Source organism: Endozoicomonas numazuensis (assembly GCF_000722635.1).
Taxonomy (GTDB): Bacteria; Pseudomonadota; Gammaproteobacteria; order Pseudomonadales; family Endozoicomonadaceae; genus Endozoicomonas_A; species Endozoicomonas_A numazuensis.
On sequence record NZ_JOKH01000009.1, the window covers coordinates 81,454 to 96,958 of the forward strand.

Annotated in this window: 15 protein-coding genes; 6 read left to right on the forward strand and 9 right to left on the reverse strand. The window is 47.8% G+C overall.

Going from position 1 to position 15,505, the window contains the following annotated elements; genetic code table 11:
- Positions 1-6: 6 nt before the first annotated feature.
- Positions 7-1,101: a chorismate synthase gene (gene aroC / locus GZ78_RS24515; RefSeq protein WP_034842292.1), complete on the reverse strand. Its 1,095-nt coding sequence runs from the start codon at positions 1,099-1,101 to the stop codon at positions 7-9.
- Between the two features lie 108 nt (positions 1,102-1,209).
- On the reverse strand, positions 1,210-2,208 hold the full coding sequence (gene prmB, locus GZ78_RS24520) for a 50S ribosomal protein L3 N(5)-glutamine methyltransferase (RefSeq protein WP_330217633.1): 999 nt from the start codon (positions 2,206-2,208) through the stop codon (positions 1,210-1,212).
- A gap of 254 nt (positions 2,209-2,462) precedes the next feature.
- On the opposite strand from prmB, the gene GZ78_RS24530 reads away from it, so the two are divergent.
- Positions 2,463-3,047: a Smr/MutS family protein gene (locus GZ78_RS24530; protein WP_051786516.1), complete on the forward strand. Its 585-nt coding sequence runs from the start codon at positions 2,463-2,465 to the stop codon at positions 3,045-3,047.
- A gap of 49 nt (positions 3,048-3,096) precedes the next feature.
- Here the strand turns inward: GZ78_RS24530 and GZ78_RS24535 are convergent, their stop codons facing one another.
- A complete protein-coding gene (locus GZ78_RS24535; protein WP_034842298.1) occupies positions 3,097-3,489 on the reverse strand; it encodes a hypothetical protein in 393 nt (130 codons plus the stop codon).
- Between the two features lie 198 nt (positions 3,490-3,687).
- On the reverse strand, positions 3,688-4,611 hold the full coding sequence (locus tag GZ78_RS24540; protein WP_034842300.1) for a patatin-like phospholipase family protein: 924 nt from the start codon (positions 4,609-4,611) through the stop codon (positions 3,688-3,690).
- A gap of 101 nt (positions 4,612-4,712) precedes the next feature.
- Here GZ78_RS24540 and GZ78_RS24545 point away from each other — a divergent pair, with 101 nt between their 5' ends.
- The gene (locus tag GZ78_RS24545) at positions 4,713-5,495 is read left to right on the forward strand and encodes a hypothetical protein (protein WP_034842302.1); all 783 of its coding nucleotides are present in this window, start codon (positions 4,713-4,715) and stop codon (positions 5,493-5,495) included.
- Positions 5,496-5,789 carry a hypothetical protein gene (locus GZ78_RS24550; protein WP_034842303.1) on the forward strand — a complete coding sequence of 98 codons (294 nt, stop codon included), beginning with the start codon at positions 5,496-5,498 and terminating at the stop codon, positions 5,787-5,789.
- 224 nt (positions 5,790-6,013) lie between these two features.
- On the opposite strand, the gene GZ78_RS24555 is transcribed toward GZ78_RS24550, so the two are convergent.
- Positions 6,014-7,192 carry an ADP-ribosylglycohydrolase family protein gene (locus GZ78_RS24555; RefSeq protein WP_201772794.1) on the reverse strand — a complete coding sequence of 393 codons (1,179 nt, stop codon included), beginning with the start codon at positions 7,190-7,192 and terminating at the stop codon, positions 6,014-6,016.
- A 10-nt stretch (positions 7,193-7,202) separates the two neighbouring features.
- Positions 7,203-7,934, reverse strand: a complete 732-nt coding sequence (locus GZ78_RS24560) for an ADP-ribosyltransferase domain-containing protein (RefSeq protein WP_034842305.1) — start codon at positions 7,932-7,934, stop codon at positions 7,203-7,205.
- 391 nt (positions 7,935-8,325) lie between these two features.
- Between GZ78_RS24560 and codB the strand changes: the two genes are divergently transcribed.
- Positions 8,326-9,579 carry a cytosine permease gene (gene codB, locus GZ78_RS24565; protein ID WP_034842307.1) on the forward strand — a complete coding sequence of 418 codons (1,254 nt, stop codon included), beginning with the start codon at positions 8,326-8,328 and terminating at the stop codon, positions 9,577-9,579.
- Positions 9,569-10,852 (forward strand): cytosine deaminase, encoded by a 1,284-nt coding sequence (gene codA, locus GZ78_RS24570; protein WP_034842309.1) that lies wholly within the window; start codon positions 9,569-9,571, stop codon positions 10,850-10,852. The genes codB and codA overlap by 11 nt, the downstream gene beginning before the upstream one ends.
- A gap of 125 nt (positions 10,853-10,977) precedes the next feature.
- Here codA and GZ78_RS24575 read toward each other — a convergent pair whose 3' ends face one another.
- The 3 genes from GZ78_RS24575 to GZ78_RS30515 form a co-directional block, all read right to left on the reverse strand.
- The gene (locus GZ78_RS24575) at positions 10,978-12,492 is read right to left on the reverse strand and encodes an IS1182 family transposase (protein ID WP_034832952.1); all 1,515 of its coding nucleotides are present in this window, start codon (positions 12,490-12,492) and stop codon (positions 10,978-10,980) included.
- A 280-nt stretch (positions 12,493-12,772) separates the two neighbouring features.
- Positions 12,773-14,176, reverse strand: coding sequence for an alkaline phosphatase (locus GZ78_RS24580; RefSeq protein WP_034842311.1), 1,404 nt, complete (start codon positions 14,174-14,176; stop codon positions 12,773-12,775).
- A 168-nt stretch (positions 14,177-14,344) separates the two neighbouring features.
- A complete protein-coding gene (locus tag GZ78_RS30515) occupies positions 14,345-14,521 on the reverse strand; it encodes a hypothetical protein (protein ID WP_236631684.1) in 177 nt (58 codons plus the stop codon).
- 128 nt (positions 14,522-14,649) lie between these two features.
- On the opposite strand from GZ78_RS30515, the gene GZ78_RS24585 reads away from it, so the two are divergent.
- Complete coding sequence (locus tag GZ78_RS24585; protein WP_034842313.1) at positions 14,650-15,462, forward strand: ion transporter; 813 nt, start codon at positions 14,650-14,652, stop codon at positions 15,460-15,462.
- The last annotated feature ends 43 nt before the right edge of the window (positions 15,463-15,505 follow it).

A 15,505-nucleotide genomic window follows, 5' to 3' on the forward strand; every position in this document is an offset into this window, starting at 1 on the left:
GAAAGTTTATGCCTGACCGGGAATAACAGGAGCAGGACTGACCACGTCAGCATTCTGGCCACGATGGCGCAGCAGATGATCCATTAAAGTAATAGCCATCATAGCTTCAGCAATAGGTACTGCCCGAATACCGACACAGGGATCGTGACGACCTTTGGTGACGACGTCCACGGGTTCACCTTCAGAGTTAATGCTCTTGCCAGGTGTGGTCATGCTGGAAGTCGGTTTCAGGGCAATGTGAGCCACAATATCCTGACCTGAGCTGATACCGCCCAGTACACCGCCGGCAGAGTTTGAAAGAAAACCTTCCGGTGTTAACTCGTCACGATGCTCCGTCCCTTTCTGGGCAACCGATTCAAACCCGTCACCTATCTCAATACCTTTGACCGCATTGATACTCATCAGAGAATGAGCCAGATCAGCATCCAGTCGATCAAATACAGGCTCACCCAAACCTGGCATCACCCCCGTCGCCATAACTGTGACCTTGGCACCGGTGGAATTCCCATCACGACGCAAGTCGTCAATCAGCTGTTCCATAGCAGGTACTTTATCGGCATCAGGACAGAAGAAAGGGTTATTACGAACTTCATCCCAATCTATTTTGTCGATCGCTATTGTACCCAGCTGAGAAAGATAACCTTTGACTTCAATACCCTGACTTTCCAGATATTTACGGGCAATGGCACCCGCAGCTACCCGCATAGCGGTTTCACGAGCAGAAGAACGACCACCACCACGGTAGTCTCGAAAACCGTATTTGTGAGTGTAGGTATAGTCAGCATGGCCCGGGCGGAAACTATCCATGATATTGGAATAATCCTTGGAGCGTTGATCTACATTTTCAATCAACAATCCAATCGGTGTCCCTGTCGTTTTGCCTTCAAATACACCGGACAGAATCTTGACCTGATCCGGCTCACGACGTTGTGTCGTATATTTAGATGTACCTGGCTTGCGCAGATCCAGATCTTTCTGAAGATCGGCTTCGGTGAGAGGAATACCCGGAGGGCATCCATCCACTATACACCCCAGGGCAATACCATGGGACTCACCAAAGGTAGTGACCTTGAACGATTGACCTATGCTGTTTCCTGCCATTTTGACTTCCCCTTTCTCTGACGGTCATCCGTCGTTGTTCCCGTCAGGAACTCAAATCTTTACTGTGAAACCTATTAACGATGAAAAGGTTTCTGTCATTCATGGCTGTCAGGAGCCCGGCAGAGATAAGCAGCTCTGCCTATTCCCTCTGGCTCCCAGCCTGCTTTTAAACAGAGGCTGATACTGACGGCAGTTCTCGGCATCCAGCACCAGGATACCATGCCCACCCGCTTCAAACTCCGGCCAGATAAATGGCACGTCCGGATATTCATCTCTCAGCGCCCAGTGGCTGTTACCCACTTCCAGAACCAGCAGTCCCTGTTCATCCAGAAAGTCTGCGGCGCGGGCCAGAATAATACGAGCCATATCCAGACCGTCTTCTCCGGCTGCCAGCCCGAGCTCTGGCTCGTGTCCAAATTCATCCGGGAAATCAGCCATATCTTCAGCATCCACATAAGGTGGGTTGCTGATCAGCAGCTGATACTTGGGTTTTTCCGGTATCTGATCAATTGCTTCAAACAAATCAGAACGCAGGGTCTGAACCCGACCCCACAACTCCTGACTGTCGATATTAATACCCGCGACTTCCAAGGCATCTTCTGAAATATCCAGCAGGTCAACACTGGCTTGAGGGAACTCATGAGCCGTAGCAATACCGATGCACCCTGAGCCCGCGCAGAGATCCATGACTCGCTCTACCCGGACATCCCCTAACCAGGGTTGAAACTGTTGCTGTATCAGCTCTGCAATAGGTGAACGGGGTACCAGAACCCGTTCATCCACATAATAAGGCTGACCGCAGAACCAGGCCTGATTAACCAGATAAGCCAACGGCTTGCGCTCTGTGATTCGGCGCTCAATCAATTCTGCCACTTTCTCCTGTTCACTCAGGGAAAGTCGGCAATTCATATAGGATTCCGGCAACTCCCAGGGCAACTGTAAGACCTGGAATACGAGATGAAACGCTTCGTCCAGCGCATTATCACTGCCATGTCCAAAAAACAGCCCGGCTTCATTAAATCGGGATGCAGCCCAACGAATGAAATCCCGGATACTGACCAGGCCATCGTAGGGTTTGCCGGAAGGCATCTCACTGATTTCAGTCACACTTTCTCCTCAGGGAGCACATTCGGAATCTCCCCTGCAAAACCGCCATAAGGTAGCATAATCAGTCACTGGCAAAGAAACACTTTTTCGTCCACTTTTTCGTCCACTTTTTTACCTATAGAGGGCTCGAACGGCCTGACACTGGTATTGTCAGGCCAGAATAAAGGGTAGAATATCCGATTTTCAGGCGACTGATACCTGCTGAACTTGCACTCAAAAGAGTCAGCCCAACAGATTCCGGTAGCCTGCATGACATGTTTAGAGATGAGCCCAGTGGAATGACCGAAGACGACAAAGACGATCAGAAAGGCCTGTTTAAAGAGGCCATGATGGACGTGCGGCCATTGAAAAAAACCAGCCGCTCCGCTGAGCTCAAAAAACCGGTTGCCAATGTTCCGGACAGTACTCTCAAAGCCCGCCGACGGGCAGCTCAGATGGAAGACAAGCCCGGCGGTGCCGCTCTTTCTGAATCCTGGGTAGAGCCTATTGATCCGGAACAAAAGCTGGATTACAGCCGACCCGGCATTCAACACACCCGTATGCGACAATTACGTCAGGGGTTGCTGCCCATTCAGTATCAGCTTGATTTACATGGTTACAAGATTGATGAAGCCAGGGATTTGCTGTCAGAGTTTTTAATATTTTGCCGTAATGAAGGCATGTCCTGCGTAAGAATCATTCATGGTAAGTCTCATCGCAGCACCAATCGTCAGAACACCCTGAAAAGTCATGTGAATCATTGGCTTCGTCAGCTGCCGGAAGTACTGGCCTTTTGTTCTGCACCGCCCTCAGAAGGGGGAACGGGTTCCGTCCTGGTTCTGCTCAAAAGAAGAACCTGACAACCTTTGCGTATTTATTGTCTCAATACCCGCCCTCAATAGCCTGCAATCAGGATCGACGATGCTCCAGTCGATCCAGCTGCTGTTCTGAAACCACAGTAGACAGTTCTTCCATCATGGCGTCCATCTCCAGCTGTAAAGAGGTTCTTGAGAGGGCAAAGATCCCCTGAACTTTCTCACTGTAACGATTCAGAATAGGGTTCAGTTTTGGCTGTTGTCGAACCGAAGGTTTCAGCACACTTTCGATCTGCAGAACAAAACCTTCCTTCTGAGTAAACTGTCTGGCAGTCTGCACTTTATCTCTGACCACCATGCCGACAGTCAATACTCCCAAAAGGCATCCGATCATCAGGGTAGCCAGAAGAATCAAGAGAGACCTGGCTTTATTACTTTTTATGAAAATACCTCTGTCAGACACTTCCGACTCATAACTGTTTGACATGAAGCTCTCCTCTACAGGGCTATCATCATTTCAGGAGTAATAGCCTGAAGACCCAAGCCGTTTCCAGAATAGTAGCGGTACCTGGCCCTGCCGGAATGATCAGGTTATACGCCATAAAATAAAACACAAAAGCTGTAACCGTTAAACAGACACGATAGACAAAGGCTTTTCCGTTTTTAATCCGGCTTTGAACTTTTTTCAGGAAGAAGGCTCAGCTTCCAGAAGAAGAGAAGGTTCCCCCTGGTGACGGGATTCCCATTGATCCAGAGCCTCAATAGCCAGCTGGCGGCCAATGGCAGCAATTTCGCTAAAACGGTGAAATTCGTAGAACTGGCAGATATTGCGAGGGACATTCACCAGAACATCCGGCTGGTACCCGGCCATCTTATATCGGGACAATGACTCCTGCATCACCTCCATGGACTGGTTGGAGATCTCCATCAAACTCATGGAAGCACTGAGTTCATCCTGAGATTTTTTGCTCTCACTGACGCCCATCAGCTTGTCGATCAGGCCATCAAAAATCGATCTACTTTCCTTCTCTTCAGGTTCAACCACCTGTTTTTTCTGGAAAGGAGCTCCCAGAAGATCCACTGCGACCACCATATCTGCCAGAGCCGACCCTGCAGGTGCCATTGGCAGAGGGTTAAGCACTCCACCATCGACCAGTACCTGTCCATGCATTTCTACCGGACTAAATAAGGAAGGAATGGCGCTGGAAGCTCGAATAGCCGTCACCAGATCCCCTCGCTGAAACCAGACTTCCTTTCGGGTGGTTAAACTGGTCGCCACTGCCGTATAGGGCACCGGCAAATCTTCTATACGACAATCACCAATAATCTCTCTCATCCTTTCAAACAGTCGATCTCCCTTGATCACCCCCGGACGCCCCAGAGAAATATCCAGCAGACGGATAATCTCGAATGAGTCGATGGTTTCTGCCCATTGGCAGTATTCATCCAGCTTTCCCGTAGCCCACAAACCACCCACCAGCGACCCCATGGAAGCGCCGGCTATAGCAGTAATTTCATACCCTCTGGCTTCCAGTTCCCGGATCACTCCAACATGGGCATAACCCCGGGCACCACCACTGCCCAATACCAGAGCCACTCTTTTTGTCATTGCTCTCGCCGTCCTGTGAGTTCTTGACGTTAAAGGCGACAGCATGCACCCAGTTGGACGTCAGGTCTATACTGCCCAGACGCTTTTCATGGGTAGCCATTATGGCTGCCAGGTACATTTGGATTCTTAGCCTGCTATCACTGTTCTTTTCTTCTGCCGTTTCCGGAAGCAAATTGCTCAAGAAAAGGCCTGAGGTAGGCATTGCTATCGTTGCAGAGCATCAACAATTGCACACACTGTTTTTTACCCATCAACACCTTCTCAAAGTGGGTCAGTGTTTCAAACATCCTGCTTCTGAGTCTGACTGGCGTAAAGAATACGCGCTCAGTTGCAGTGAAACTGTTTCAAAGATTGCAAAAGCCTGGACCTTCCTGATCAGCCAACTGGAACTTTTGGTCACTCACAACAAGAGACCGCTGCTATCGGTCACATTGGTAGATAGTCTCTTCAAACAACTGACCGGTTATGACCGCAAAGATCCGCAATTCCACCCCATAGCGACAACCGGTAACTTATTACCGGTAAAAGATGTGGCTGTGATCCAGGATCATAAAAAGCTCTATCAATGGCTGACAGAAATTGCACCTAACCTTTCTCCTGAACCTTACGCCTTCGTCTGCCTAGAGAGAGAAATCGTCTCGATAATGCCTGCCTCTGAGATTGAAAAGAGTGTGGATGACGTAGCTGCCAGACAACGATCACTGCATATCATGATGAGAAAGCTCAAAATAACCTTGAAAATCTCCGCTGCAGACGATGGAATGGTCAGCCCAGAGGAGGATCTGTTCAATAAACATCTGGCAGTAAAGCTGGCAGAACGGCTTGAAGAAAACCCTTTGCTCAATACCTGCCAATACCGGGATGAATACCCTGATTTCTTATAGATGGATAAAGATCTCAATCAATTACTTCAAACAGAACCCACCCACCGATCACCTTTGAATATCGGTATCATACACAAGTCATTTGCCACTATGGGCATTTCCCGAAACCATTACCTGGGTCTAAGACCAGCCGCTAACCCTTTGCACGAGAGTGAAAGGGAGCGAATCCTGCTCGCCTTTCTAAAAAATCATAACCAGGCTTTTGCCAAAGCCCGAAATCAGGAAGAGTTGATCAAAAAAGTCTCCGCATTCTCCTGGGAGTTGATAAACCTCCACCTACTGCCCGACTGCTGACCAGCTACATTTTTCTCGCTTATGGCATTTCTCCCCCCGTTTTTCAGAGTGACAGAGCCATTCAAACGACAAGAAAACAGTGGCTGAAATGGATCCGGGAAGGAATGACGTTATCCGGAACGTCTGCCGACACATCTCCCAGCAAAACACTGAGAGATTGGGCAGACAAGGTGAGGAAGGCTGCTCTAAAGAGCAGAGCAGCCCAAAAAGATGAGTTATAACCATCAGCTCAGATCAGCAATCACCAACTCTTTCAGCTCTTGTGCTTTCAAGAAGAAAACATGGGGATAACCAACCTTCTTGATCCACTTAATGGGCATTTGTCTTTCTCCGTAAAAAGCTCCTGCCAGCTGACCGTACACGGCACCTGTAGTATCCGCATCTTCACCGAGATTGACAGCTAGCAAAGCTCCTTCCTCAAAGCTGTTGCTGTTGTAAAACGCCCAAAGAGTCGCCTCAAGTGTGTGCATCACATAACCACTGGCCCTCAGTTCATCGGCACTTTTATGCTTGTACTCTGCTTTTGTTACGAGATTAGTAATCGATTGGCACAGCGGGTTCTGATTCCAGTAGCCCGCTTCCGGACTGTAGATTCCATCCAATAGTTCAGACTTGGACACACCATGGAGAGCTCCCCAGATCAAACCACTAAAGTAGCGACAGGCGTCGACCGCCTCTTCGGCTCCATGAGTGGTTTTGGAACTGAGTGCTGCATATTTCACGGCATCATCAAAGCTGTTGTAATAGCGGATGGGGACAGGAGCTAACCGCATCAGTGAGCCATTACCTGCCGACATGGGATGGGTATCACCCGCCTCAGGGTTGCCCGTTCTCTGGTATTTAATTAACGCGTCTTTAACGGTATTGCCAATATCAAAGCACTTACCATTAACGCTGAAGACTCCGTCCTGCCACCAGCGGGTATAAAGGTACATCTGATCACCCTGATCAAAAGCGCTTTTTCGAACCATACTGTGCGCCAGGCAATACATCATGCTGGTGTCATCCGTCCATTCACCGGCTTTCAGATTGAACGGCCCACCGCCAACAATGTCATTGATCGGTTCAAAAGTACCTGGCGCCCTGAATTCCAGAGTTGTCCCCAGTGCGTCACCGAGCGCGCAGCCCAGCAGAGCACCTCTGAAGCGATTAATATCATCATCCGAATCGATATCTATGCGGTCATAGTATTCTTTGCACTCTTCGTCCGTCGGAAAAGGAACGGCCTGTCGATAAGCAAAGTATTTCATCAACCACTGGGTTTTCTCTGGCTCCCTGGAACCTGAGATTTTGTTGCTGAGAAAAGGAAAGCTTAAGCCTTCCTGAGCTCTTTGGTCTCTCTTTATCATCTCCAGAATATCAGGAGGTATTGGTTTACCATCATCATCCAGCACGACGCTCATCTATATACCTCTATATTTCTTCTAACGATATAAAGTACTTCTCGCCAGTTCTTCTTTTTGAAATTACTTTAAATTTTGTGCCCGGCCTAAAGAGGACCTCGCTTTCAGTGCTGATAACTGATACATCCTCTATCTTAACTCCAGACTTCGACATAATCTTGATTTGAGTGTTCCCAGAAAAAGCTTTTTCTGGATCATGGGAAGAGCTTTTGAAAGCAAGATCCTGATGAACACCTCCCTCAGGAAAGAGCTTGTCGATAAGTTCATCAGAAAATTTATCGCCTCGAAAAATCATGCCTTCAAACTTCAAATCAGAGTTTTTACTCATCTTCTCCAGAGCCGAGTCAGCCTCTTGAACTACTTTTGACCACTTGACTTTATCATCTGGAGAAAACCCTCTTAAGCCACTGTTGATAGGCCTGTATAATTCTGTTGTGTAGACATGTAAAGACAAATATTCATCTCTGGTCAGCTCTGAAACATCAGGATTTAGATGATAATCAATCAGAGCATTATTCTTAAACTCCTCTCCCTCTTTACCATTCAGACTGTTTGAAAGATTGACTTCTGTGTCGATCAACTCATCCACTGATAAAGGAACTACTACGGGGACACCAGGTAATGACTCTTCAAATTCAACCTCACTCTCAATTACATCAGGCTGACTTTGATCCTTCATGCCTCTTGGAGGTGGTGATGGCCTGTAAACAATACCATCATCAAACGGCAGGTCTTTGATCATCCCTGAGCGACCGGCAACAGCTCTCACCCCCGCCCCTATTATTAAATGATTATTGAATGCGCAGCAGGCTCAAGGCTTTATACGACAGATAGCATGGTATGGTTTTTCAGAAGTAGCATACCCCCTTTTTGGACCAGTGAAACGACTGGGAATCCTGAACCTGATGAGTGCTAAACTCTCTTCAAACCAACTGTTCAAAAAAACATCAGAGAGATCAAAAGACAATCAACCAATATATGCCCTTATTTCTTTACCTTACCTTTAAGGAGATACACTTAAATCCTCTGTCTTTCGATGAATTTGAAAGAATGTTCTGGCAGAGTGCACGCCCGACTTGATAGCTTTGTAGCTTTGTAGCTAAGCAGATGTGTTCCTTTTTTATGGAGGCTCAATGTCGGAACTTTCTCAGGACTTCGCTCACTCACCGGTACCGGAATCGTCAAGAAAAGGCTTTTGGCCCATTCTTGTCGTTATGGTGGGTTTTACTTTTTTCTCGGCCAGTATGTGGTCGGGTGGAGCGCTTGGCCAGGGCCTCAACTTCTCACAGTTTTTGACTGCCGTGATGATAGGCAACCTGTTGCTGGGGCTTTACACTGCCGGACTGGCCTACATTGGCAGTAAATCTGGCCTTTCAACGCACCTTCTGACTCAATATGCCTTTGGCCGTTACGGCGCAAAACTGACTTCACTGGTACTGTCTTTTACCCAGGTTGGCTGGTTTGGTGTCGGTGTCGCCATGTTTGCCCTTCCTGTCAACAAAGCGACTGGTATAGACGTCAACACTCTGGTTCTGGCTTCCGGTATCCTGATGACACTGACTGCCTTTTTTGGTTTCAAAGCACTGACTATTCTGAGTTTTGTTGCCGTACCGGCCATTCTGGTTCTGGGTGGTTTCTCTATCTCCGATGCAGTGACTGAAGTGGGTGGACTGTCTGCACTGTTTGGCATCGAACCCAAAGAGTCCATGGGCTATGCAGCGGCCATCAGTATCTGTGTAGGCTCATTCATCAGTGGCGGCACACTAACGGCTGACTTCACCCGGTTCGCTAAATCGCCAAAAGTGGCTGTCTCTGCAACACTCATTGCCTTCTTCCTGGGTAACACACTGATGTTTACCTTCGGCGCGATTGGCTCAATGGTTTATGGTCAGGCCGATATCTCTGAAGTGATGTTTATTCAGGGTCTGATTCTTCCCGCCGTCATTTGTCTGGGTCTGAATATCTGGACCACTAACGACAATGCGCTCTATGTCTCAGGACTCGGCTTTGCCAGCATCACGGGGATGAGCAAGAATTTAATGGTCGTGATTAACGGTACACTGGGCACTCTGTTTGCCATCTGGCTGAACAACAACTTTGTTGGCTGGCTGAGTCTGCTCAACACGGCATTGCCACCGATTGGTGCCATACTGCTGGCCGACTACCTCTTTGTCAGAAGAGGCCAATACCGGGAATACAAACAAAATACTTTCATTGGAGTAAACACTTCGGCCATGATTTCCTGGCTGCTGGGTGTTCTGGCGGCTTCTTACCTGCCAGGCATTGCCCCACTGAACGGCATTCTTGCGGCATCCATCTGCCATGTCTTCTTTGAAAAAACCGGGCTCTTTCAGCAAAAACAGACAGAGGTGAACCATGCGTCTTGAGAATGTTCGCCTGCATCAGCAGGAAGGTCTTTTCGACATCCTTTTTGATCAGGGTATGATCCAGAGCATCACGGCCGCAGGTACACAACGCCAGCCTGACATTGAAACCTGTGATGCCGGGGGTAAGCTGGCACTTCCTCCGTTTATAGATCCACATGTGCATCTGGATACCTGCCTGACCGCAGGCGAACCGGTCTGGAATCGCACAGGCACACTGTTTGAAGGCATTCAGAACTGGTCAGAGCGCAAGAAAACCCTGAGCCATGATGACGTTAAGCAACGTGCCAGTAAGGCTCTGTCCTGGTATATCGGTCAGGGGGTTCAGCATGTTCGCAGCCATGTCGATACTACGGACCCCAGCCTGACAGCCGTCCACGCTTTGCTTGAACTTAAAGAAGAAGTTAAAGACCTGATTGATATCCAGTTAGTTGCTTTCCCTCAGGAAGGCGTCCCTTCTTTTCCAAAAGGAGCTGAACTGCTGGAAGAGGCTATGAAGCTGGGTTGCGACGCAGTGGGGGGAATACCCCATTTCGAATACACCCGCGAGTATGCCCTGGACTCACTCAACACCATCTTTGATCTGGCCGAAAAGTACGACAGCCTGATCGATATTCATTGCGACGAGATAGACGACGAGCAATCAAGATTCGTCGAGACTGTTGCCTGCCTGGCTCTGGAACGTAATATGGGCCAGCGAGTGACAGCCAGTCATACCACTGCCATGCATTCCTACAACAATGCCTATGTTGTAAAACTGATGCGTCTTTTGAAACGTTCAGGCATCCATTTTATTGCCAACCCGGTTACCAACCTGAACCTTCAGGGCCGAATGGATACCTATCCGAAGCGCCGTGGTATTACCCGTATTCCAGAATTACTTGAAGCCGGTGTTAATGCTTGCTTCGGTCAGGATGACATTGTCGACCAATGGTTCCCGATGCAAGGCTGCAATATGCTGCAAGTTTTGTTTACAGGATTAGTAGGGTGCCAGATGACAGGTCTGAATCAGATCAACCAGGGCATTGACCTGATCACCACAAACAGTGCTACATGTCTGAATATCCAGGATCAATACGGCATTGAAGCAGGCAAACCTGCTAACCTGATTCTTCTGGATGCAGAAAGCGTTTTTGATGCCATTCGTCGTCAATCAGTGGTGACTCACTCTTACCGCAATGGCCAATTAATAGCTGAAACCAAACCTGCTGAGACTAATATTAAGGGCAATCACGCTCTATCGGGTGATATCGATTATTCGTTCAGCCCTAACTAGGAGGCTGACCGAGAATAGGTCAACGAGAGCGGCAATGAGCTTTTATAATTCAAACATGGGCAAAAAATAACCGCCTTTATGCAGGATTTTTCCCATTTTGGCAGATTTACACCTTTTCCTGGCCTTTATGCCGCTTTTTTAACCTTTTCCAAATCTTCAAGGCGGACTGATCCCGTTGAGACCGCCTTCACAAATTTTTTGAAATTATGAGCTGTGCATACCAATGAGAACTCGGCCTCAACTTTCTCCTTCCCTCGCAGGTTGAAGCCCCTGAATCCAGAGTTCTTTATCTGACCAAACGGCGGCTCTGCTATCACCTTGCGACGCTCATAGATGCTTTTCGCCTCGGTTGTCTCCATTTTTTTAGTCATGGCCTGACGTGCAACTTCAAATTTGTCTGTACGAATGACACGCCCCGCACTTTTCTTCGAACCGCTACATCTGAAGCGATAAGGGCACTTCTTGCATACATCCTTATTTGCTCTGTAACTCTTTCTCTTGGCTTTACTGGCAGGGTCGGTAACCATCTGTTCGCCCGCCGGACAGATAAACACATCTGATTCTATCTCGTATGTAAAATCTGCTTTGACAAATTTTCGATCGCTGTCTTCAAGGTCATCCGTAGCCGGCTTTTCTTCTCTGTCGGTAGCGATATAACTGTCTATTCCGTGCTCATCCACAGCATGCAGGTTTGGCCCTGAAAAGTAACCATTATCCATGCTCCACATACCTACAACTGCATCATCAATGGCTTCTGTCAGCGCCTGAAGCGCAGGTTCAACTTCCTGCACATCGTTGGCGTGCTGACTGATATGCTGGCCAACAATGATCTGGTGATCGGCATCAACATTAATCTGAGCGTTGTAGCTGTAATCACAGTAACCTTTCTTGGTCATCATCCGGGCATCATGATCTGCAAAACTAATCTGCTTTTTGTCGTCTATTGGTTCGTCCGGGTTCAGGGCTTTCTCTCGTTCTTCGAGGGCTTTTTTGGCTACCCTGATTTTCTTTAACCGCTCTTCTTTGAACTGGAGGTCTTCAGGGATGCTGTAACCACTGGCTTCTTTGTAGGTGTCATTTTCCTCCTGGTCGCATTGACTGGCTTTCTCGATCAGGTCATCAATTTCTGCACTGAGTTCTGCTTCTTTGAGCTTGAGTCGCCCGTAACTCATGGCCTTGTGCTTTGAGCTGTTGGCTTTGAACTTTGAACCGTCCAGACTGATATGCCCGAGCGATGCCAGTTCCAGCTCCATTGCCAGCTTGACGGATTGTTTGAAGCAGTCATGGAAGAAGGACAGGTTATCTTTACGAAAGTCACCCAGGACTCTGAAGTTCGGGCAATTCATTTGCGAGATGTACATAAACGCCAGATCTTGCCGACAGCGACGTTCAATCTCACGGGAGCTGAAAACGCCATGGCTATAGGCGTAGATCAGGATGGCGACAATGAGCTTCGGGGGATAAGCGTGCTGGCCAAGGTGGTGGTATTTTTTTTCGACTTCAGATGTATCAATGCTCTGAAAGATGCCTTCGTAGACAAAACAGTCATGATCTTTGGAAAGCAGATCGAAAATATTGGTTGGAAACAGTAGGTGCTGATCGAACTCAACAGGGCTATCTTTGAATTTTGGTGGTGACATCAGGCATCATCAAGGTTGATTTAAGGCTTATCATAGCGTCCGAGCATAAAATTCAGTAGAACGAGTCAGCTTTTTCACTGAATTTGTGCGAATAGTTGACCTATTTAAGCAAATCCAGTGGAAAAGATGGCCGTTCTTTCTGGATTTTAGGCCGGACTGTCTATTCTCGGTCAGCCTCCTAGGGAAGGGTGTTGATATTGGGCTTCGACAGGCTCAGCCCGAACGGGTTTAGAAAAGCCTCTCACAGTATCTATGAGAGGCTGGATCTTCCCTGTTTTTTTTACTTCAGATTCAAATAACTGACCATGACATTAAATATTTCTGGCTGGGTCAGCATGGTTGGCACTTTTCCTACCCCCTCTTTATTGGCAAACAGGGGAACATTGACCCCGGTGTGCTCTTCCGCAAACAAACCATTAGTGGCGTAGTTGACTGCCATGATAACGCCTTCTGGCGTTTCCACTCTTGCCACATAGCCTGGCGAATAAGCGGGCAGGTCAAAGGCTTTAAACAGGCTGGTATCGGGCATCAACTGAGCCGCCTGCCCATGATCTGCAGTAACGAGCACCAGAGTATTTTCGTGTTTCTCAGCAAACTCAAGCGCCACATCCAGAGCCTCTGTCAGCTGCTGCAACTCACCGATCTGGCCGCAGGCTCTTCTCTGGTGAGAAGCTTTATCAATGGAGGCAGACTCCACCATCAGGAAAAAGCCTTTGTCATTCTTTTCAGAAAGCCGGTTCAGCGCAACAGAGGTCATCTCTCTCAGTTCAGGTGTATCACCAAAAGCAGCATTGGACTCACACTTAACGGTATCTGGCATTTCAACAGAGCCCAGATATTTGTGAAGGTAATTCAGCATACTGGGGTCAGGCTGTTCAGCTTCACGTTCACCTTCATACGCCATTCTTTCAGGCAGATTCCCTTCAGCAAACAAGCCAAGAAGCTTCTTGTCGGCAGGTGCACTTTTCATATCAGAAGCATTGTCAGCAATATAAAACCCGCTTTCCTTAGCCTGTTCCAATACGGTCTTTGAACTGCCTTCTGCCTGTTTTGAGAAGTGCTGCATGCCACCACCCAGTAACACATCGACATTAGAGGCTGCCAACTGCTCTGAGATTGAGCCCGGGCCCCCTTTGGCTTTCACATCCTGAGAACAGTCGACTGGCTTACGCTTGTAGATCAGGGCGTCCACCATCATCTCCGGGTTTTCACATTCACGCTGACTGATCTTAGCCACAAACGATGAAGGCGTAGCGTCAGTAATATTGGCTGTTGTCACAATACCCGCTTTCAAACCCGCCTGTTTGGCAAGATCAACGATGGAGACCAGATCCTGGTCGTATTTCGCAGACGTTCCAATACGACCACGACTGGTTATTTCGCCCGTAGCCATAGATGTAGCACTGTTTGCCGAATCAGCTACATAGAGTGGCCTGGAGGGATCTTTATCATCCACTGTGAGCACTTGAACGCTGCTTCTGAGCGCCATTTCATCAAGATTGATTTTCCCTCGGGAGCCCGCCAGATAATTTCGGGCAATAGTGATCTGATGATCATCCATGCCATCACCGACAATCAGGATCACGTTACGAGGAGCAGTGGGTTCAGAGTCTACAGCCAGTACCGCTGAAGAGCTGACCATTGCCAGAGAGAGGCATAGAGGTTTAAGTATTGTTGACTTCATGATTATTCTGCTACTTTGTTCTTCTTATTAGAGGCTGGTTGAAAAGTAGAGGTCGAAGGAAAATCCGGTCCAACTTCTGGATTTTCAAGTGATCTATTACTTGTCTAACAGCTTCTTTGGCAGACAGTCAGAAACAATGGCGCTGTTACTGCATCAGAGCGACCGTCATCATACCGTCATCAAAACCAGTTCTAATAAAGGGATATTACCCAACTGGTCAAGATCAGTACACGGAGGATAACACTCACCCTTCATCGCCTGATAGTCCAAATGCAGCATAAGACGATGGAGCTCTTTTTCCAATCCCCTGACACTCATGGGCAAAGGAAGGTGCGAACAAGTCATTCACCCCTTGGGGGTAGAACAATTTTCACGGTAGAATGCTTTGCCTTAAAACCAGAACATAGCCCAGAGCATGACTCCATTCGCTCTGAAGGCTGACAATCCGCCCTATTTATGACCACAGTCGAATCATGAAAAACAGCGATTTACAGGCTCGCTTTAACGCCATACGTTCCAATAAGATTTTTGAACTCTTTGTCGTCAGTATTATTATCTTTTCTGCCCTGGTAATAGGAGCAAAAACCTACAACCTGCCCCCCTACCTTCAAAGCACTATCAATGTTCTGGATGTAGGCATCACCCTGTTCTTCCTGATAGAGATCTTTGTCCGCTTCTTTGGTGAAGAGAACAAGAAAAACTTCTTCAAGTCTGGCTGGAACCTCTTTGACACACTGATTGTTATCATCAGCCTGATTCCAGTCAGCGATACTGAAATGGCTCTGGTAGGCCGACTGATCAGAATCTTCCGTGTTCTCAGGATGATTTCTATCATCCCTGAACTTAGATTATTGCTGAACTCATTGCTAAAAGCTCTGCCACAACTGGGCTATGTGATGCTGCTGATGTTCATTATCTTTTATATCTATGCAGCCGTTGGCAGTACTTTTTTCCTGAACATTAACCCTGAACTGTGGGGCAATATTTCCATCAGCATGCTCACTCTGTTCAGAGTGATGACCTTCGAGGACTGGACCGATGTCATGTATGAGACCATGGCCGTCTACCCTTTAAGTTGGGCTTACTATCTGAGTTTTATTTTCTTCACCACTTTTGCCTTCCTGAACATGATTATTGGTATCGTGGTGAATGTTCTTGAAGAAGAGCGCCAGAAAGAGCGAAGGGAAGAGGAAGCTTTAGAAAATGCCGGGCAACCTACTCTGGAAGATATCCAGCAGGAGCTGGTAGAAATCAAACAACTCCTGAAAAAACAGTCTGGCCAGTAAACACTCTGCCAGGCTTTTCAGCTTGGCACCCTCATGAGATCCG

Excerpts from the sequence above, each read along its gene's own strand:
- aroC (WP_034842292.1), bottom strand. The coding sequence starts at position 1,101 with ATGGCAGGAAACAGCATAGGTCAATCGTTCAAGGTCACTACCTTTGGT.
- GZ78_RS24530 (WP_051786516.1), top strand. The coding sequence starts at position 2,463 with ATGTTTAGAGATGAGCCCAGTGGAATGACCGAAGACGACAAAGACGAT.
- GZ78_RS24535 (WP_034842298.1), bottom strand. The coding sequence starts at position 3,489 with ATGTCAAACAGTTATGAGTCGGAAGTGTCTGACAGAGGTATTTTCATA.
- GZ78_RS24540 (WP_034842300.1), bottom strand. The coding sequence starts at position 4,611 with ATGACAAAAAGAGTGGCTCTGGTATTGGGCAGTGGTGGTGCCCGGGGT.
- GZ78_RS24545 (WP_034842302.1), top strand. The coding sequence starts at position 4,713 with ATGGCTGCCAGGTACATTTGGATTCTTAGCCTGCTATCACTGTTCTTT.
- GZ78_RS24550 (WP_034842303.1), top strand. The coding sequence starts at position 5,496 with ATGGATAAAGATCTCAATCAATTACTTCAAACAGAACCCACCCACCGA.
- GZ78_RS24555 (WP_201772794.1), bottom strand. The coding sequence starts at position 7,192 with ATGAGCGTCGTGCTGGATGATGATGGTAAACCAATACCTCCTGATATT.
- GZ78_RS24560 (WP_034842305.1), bottom strand. The coding sequence starts at position 7,934 with ATGATCAAAGACCTGCCGTTTGATGATGGTATTGTTTACAGGCCATCA.
- codB (WP_034842307.1), top strand. The coding sequence starts at position 8,326 with ATGTCGGAACTTTCTCAGGACTTCGCTCACTCACCGGTACCGGAATCG.
- codA (WP_034842309.1), top strand. The coding sequence starts at position 9,569 with ATGCGTCTTGAGAATGTTCGCCTGCATCAGCAGGAAGGTCTTTTCGAC.
- GZ78_RS24575 (WP_034832952.1), bottom strand. The coding sequence starts at position 12,492 with ATGTCACCACCAAAATTCAAAGATAGCCCTGTTGAGTTCGATCAGCAC.
- GZ78_RS24580 (WP_034842311.1), bottom strand. The coding sequence starts at position 14,176 with ATGAAGTCAACAATACTTAAACCTCTATGCCTCTCTCTGGCAATGGTC.
- GZ78_RS30515 (WP_236631684.1), bottom strand. The coding sequence starts at position 14,521 with ATGACTTGTTCGCACCTTCCTTTGCCCATGAGTGTCAGGGGATTGGAA.
- GZ78_RS24585 (WP_034842313.1), top strand. The coding sequence starts at position 14,650 with ATGAAAAACAGCGATTTACAGGCTCGCTTTAACGCCATACGTTCCAAT.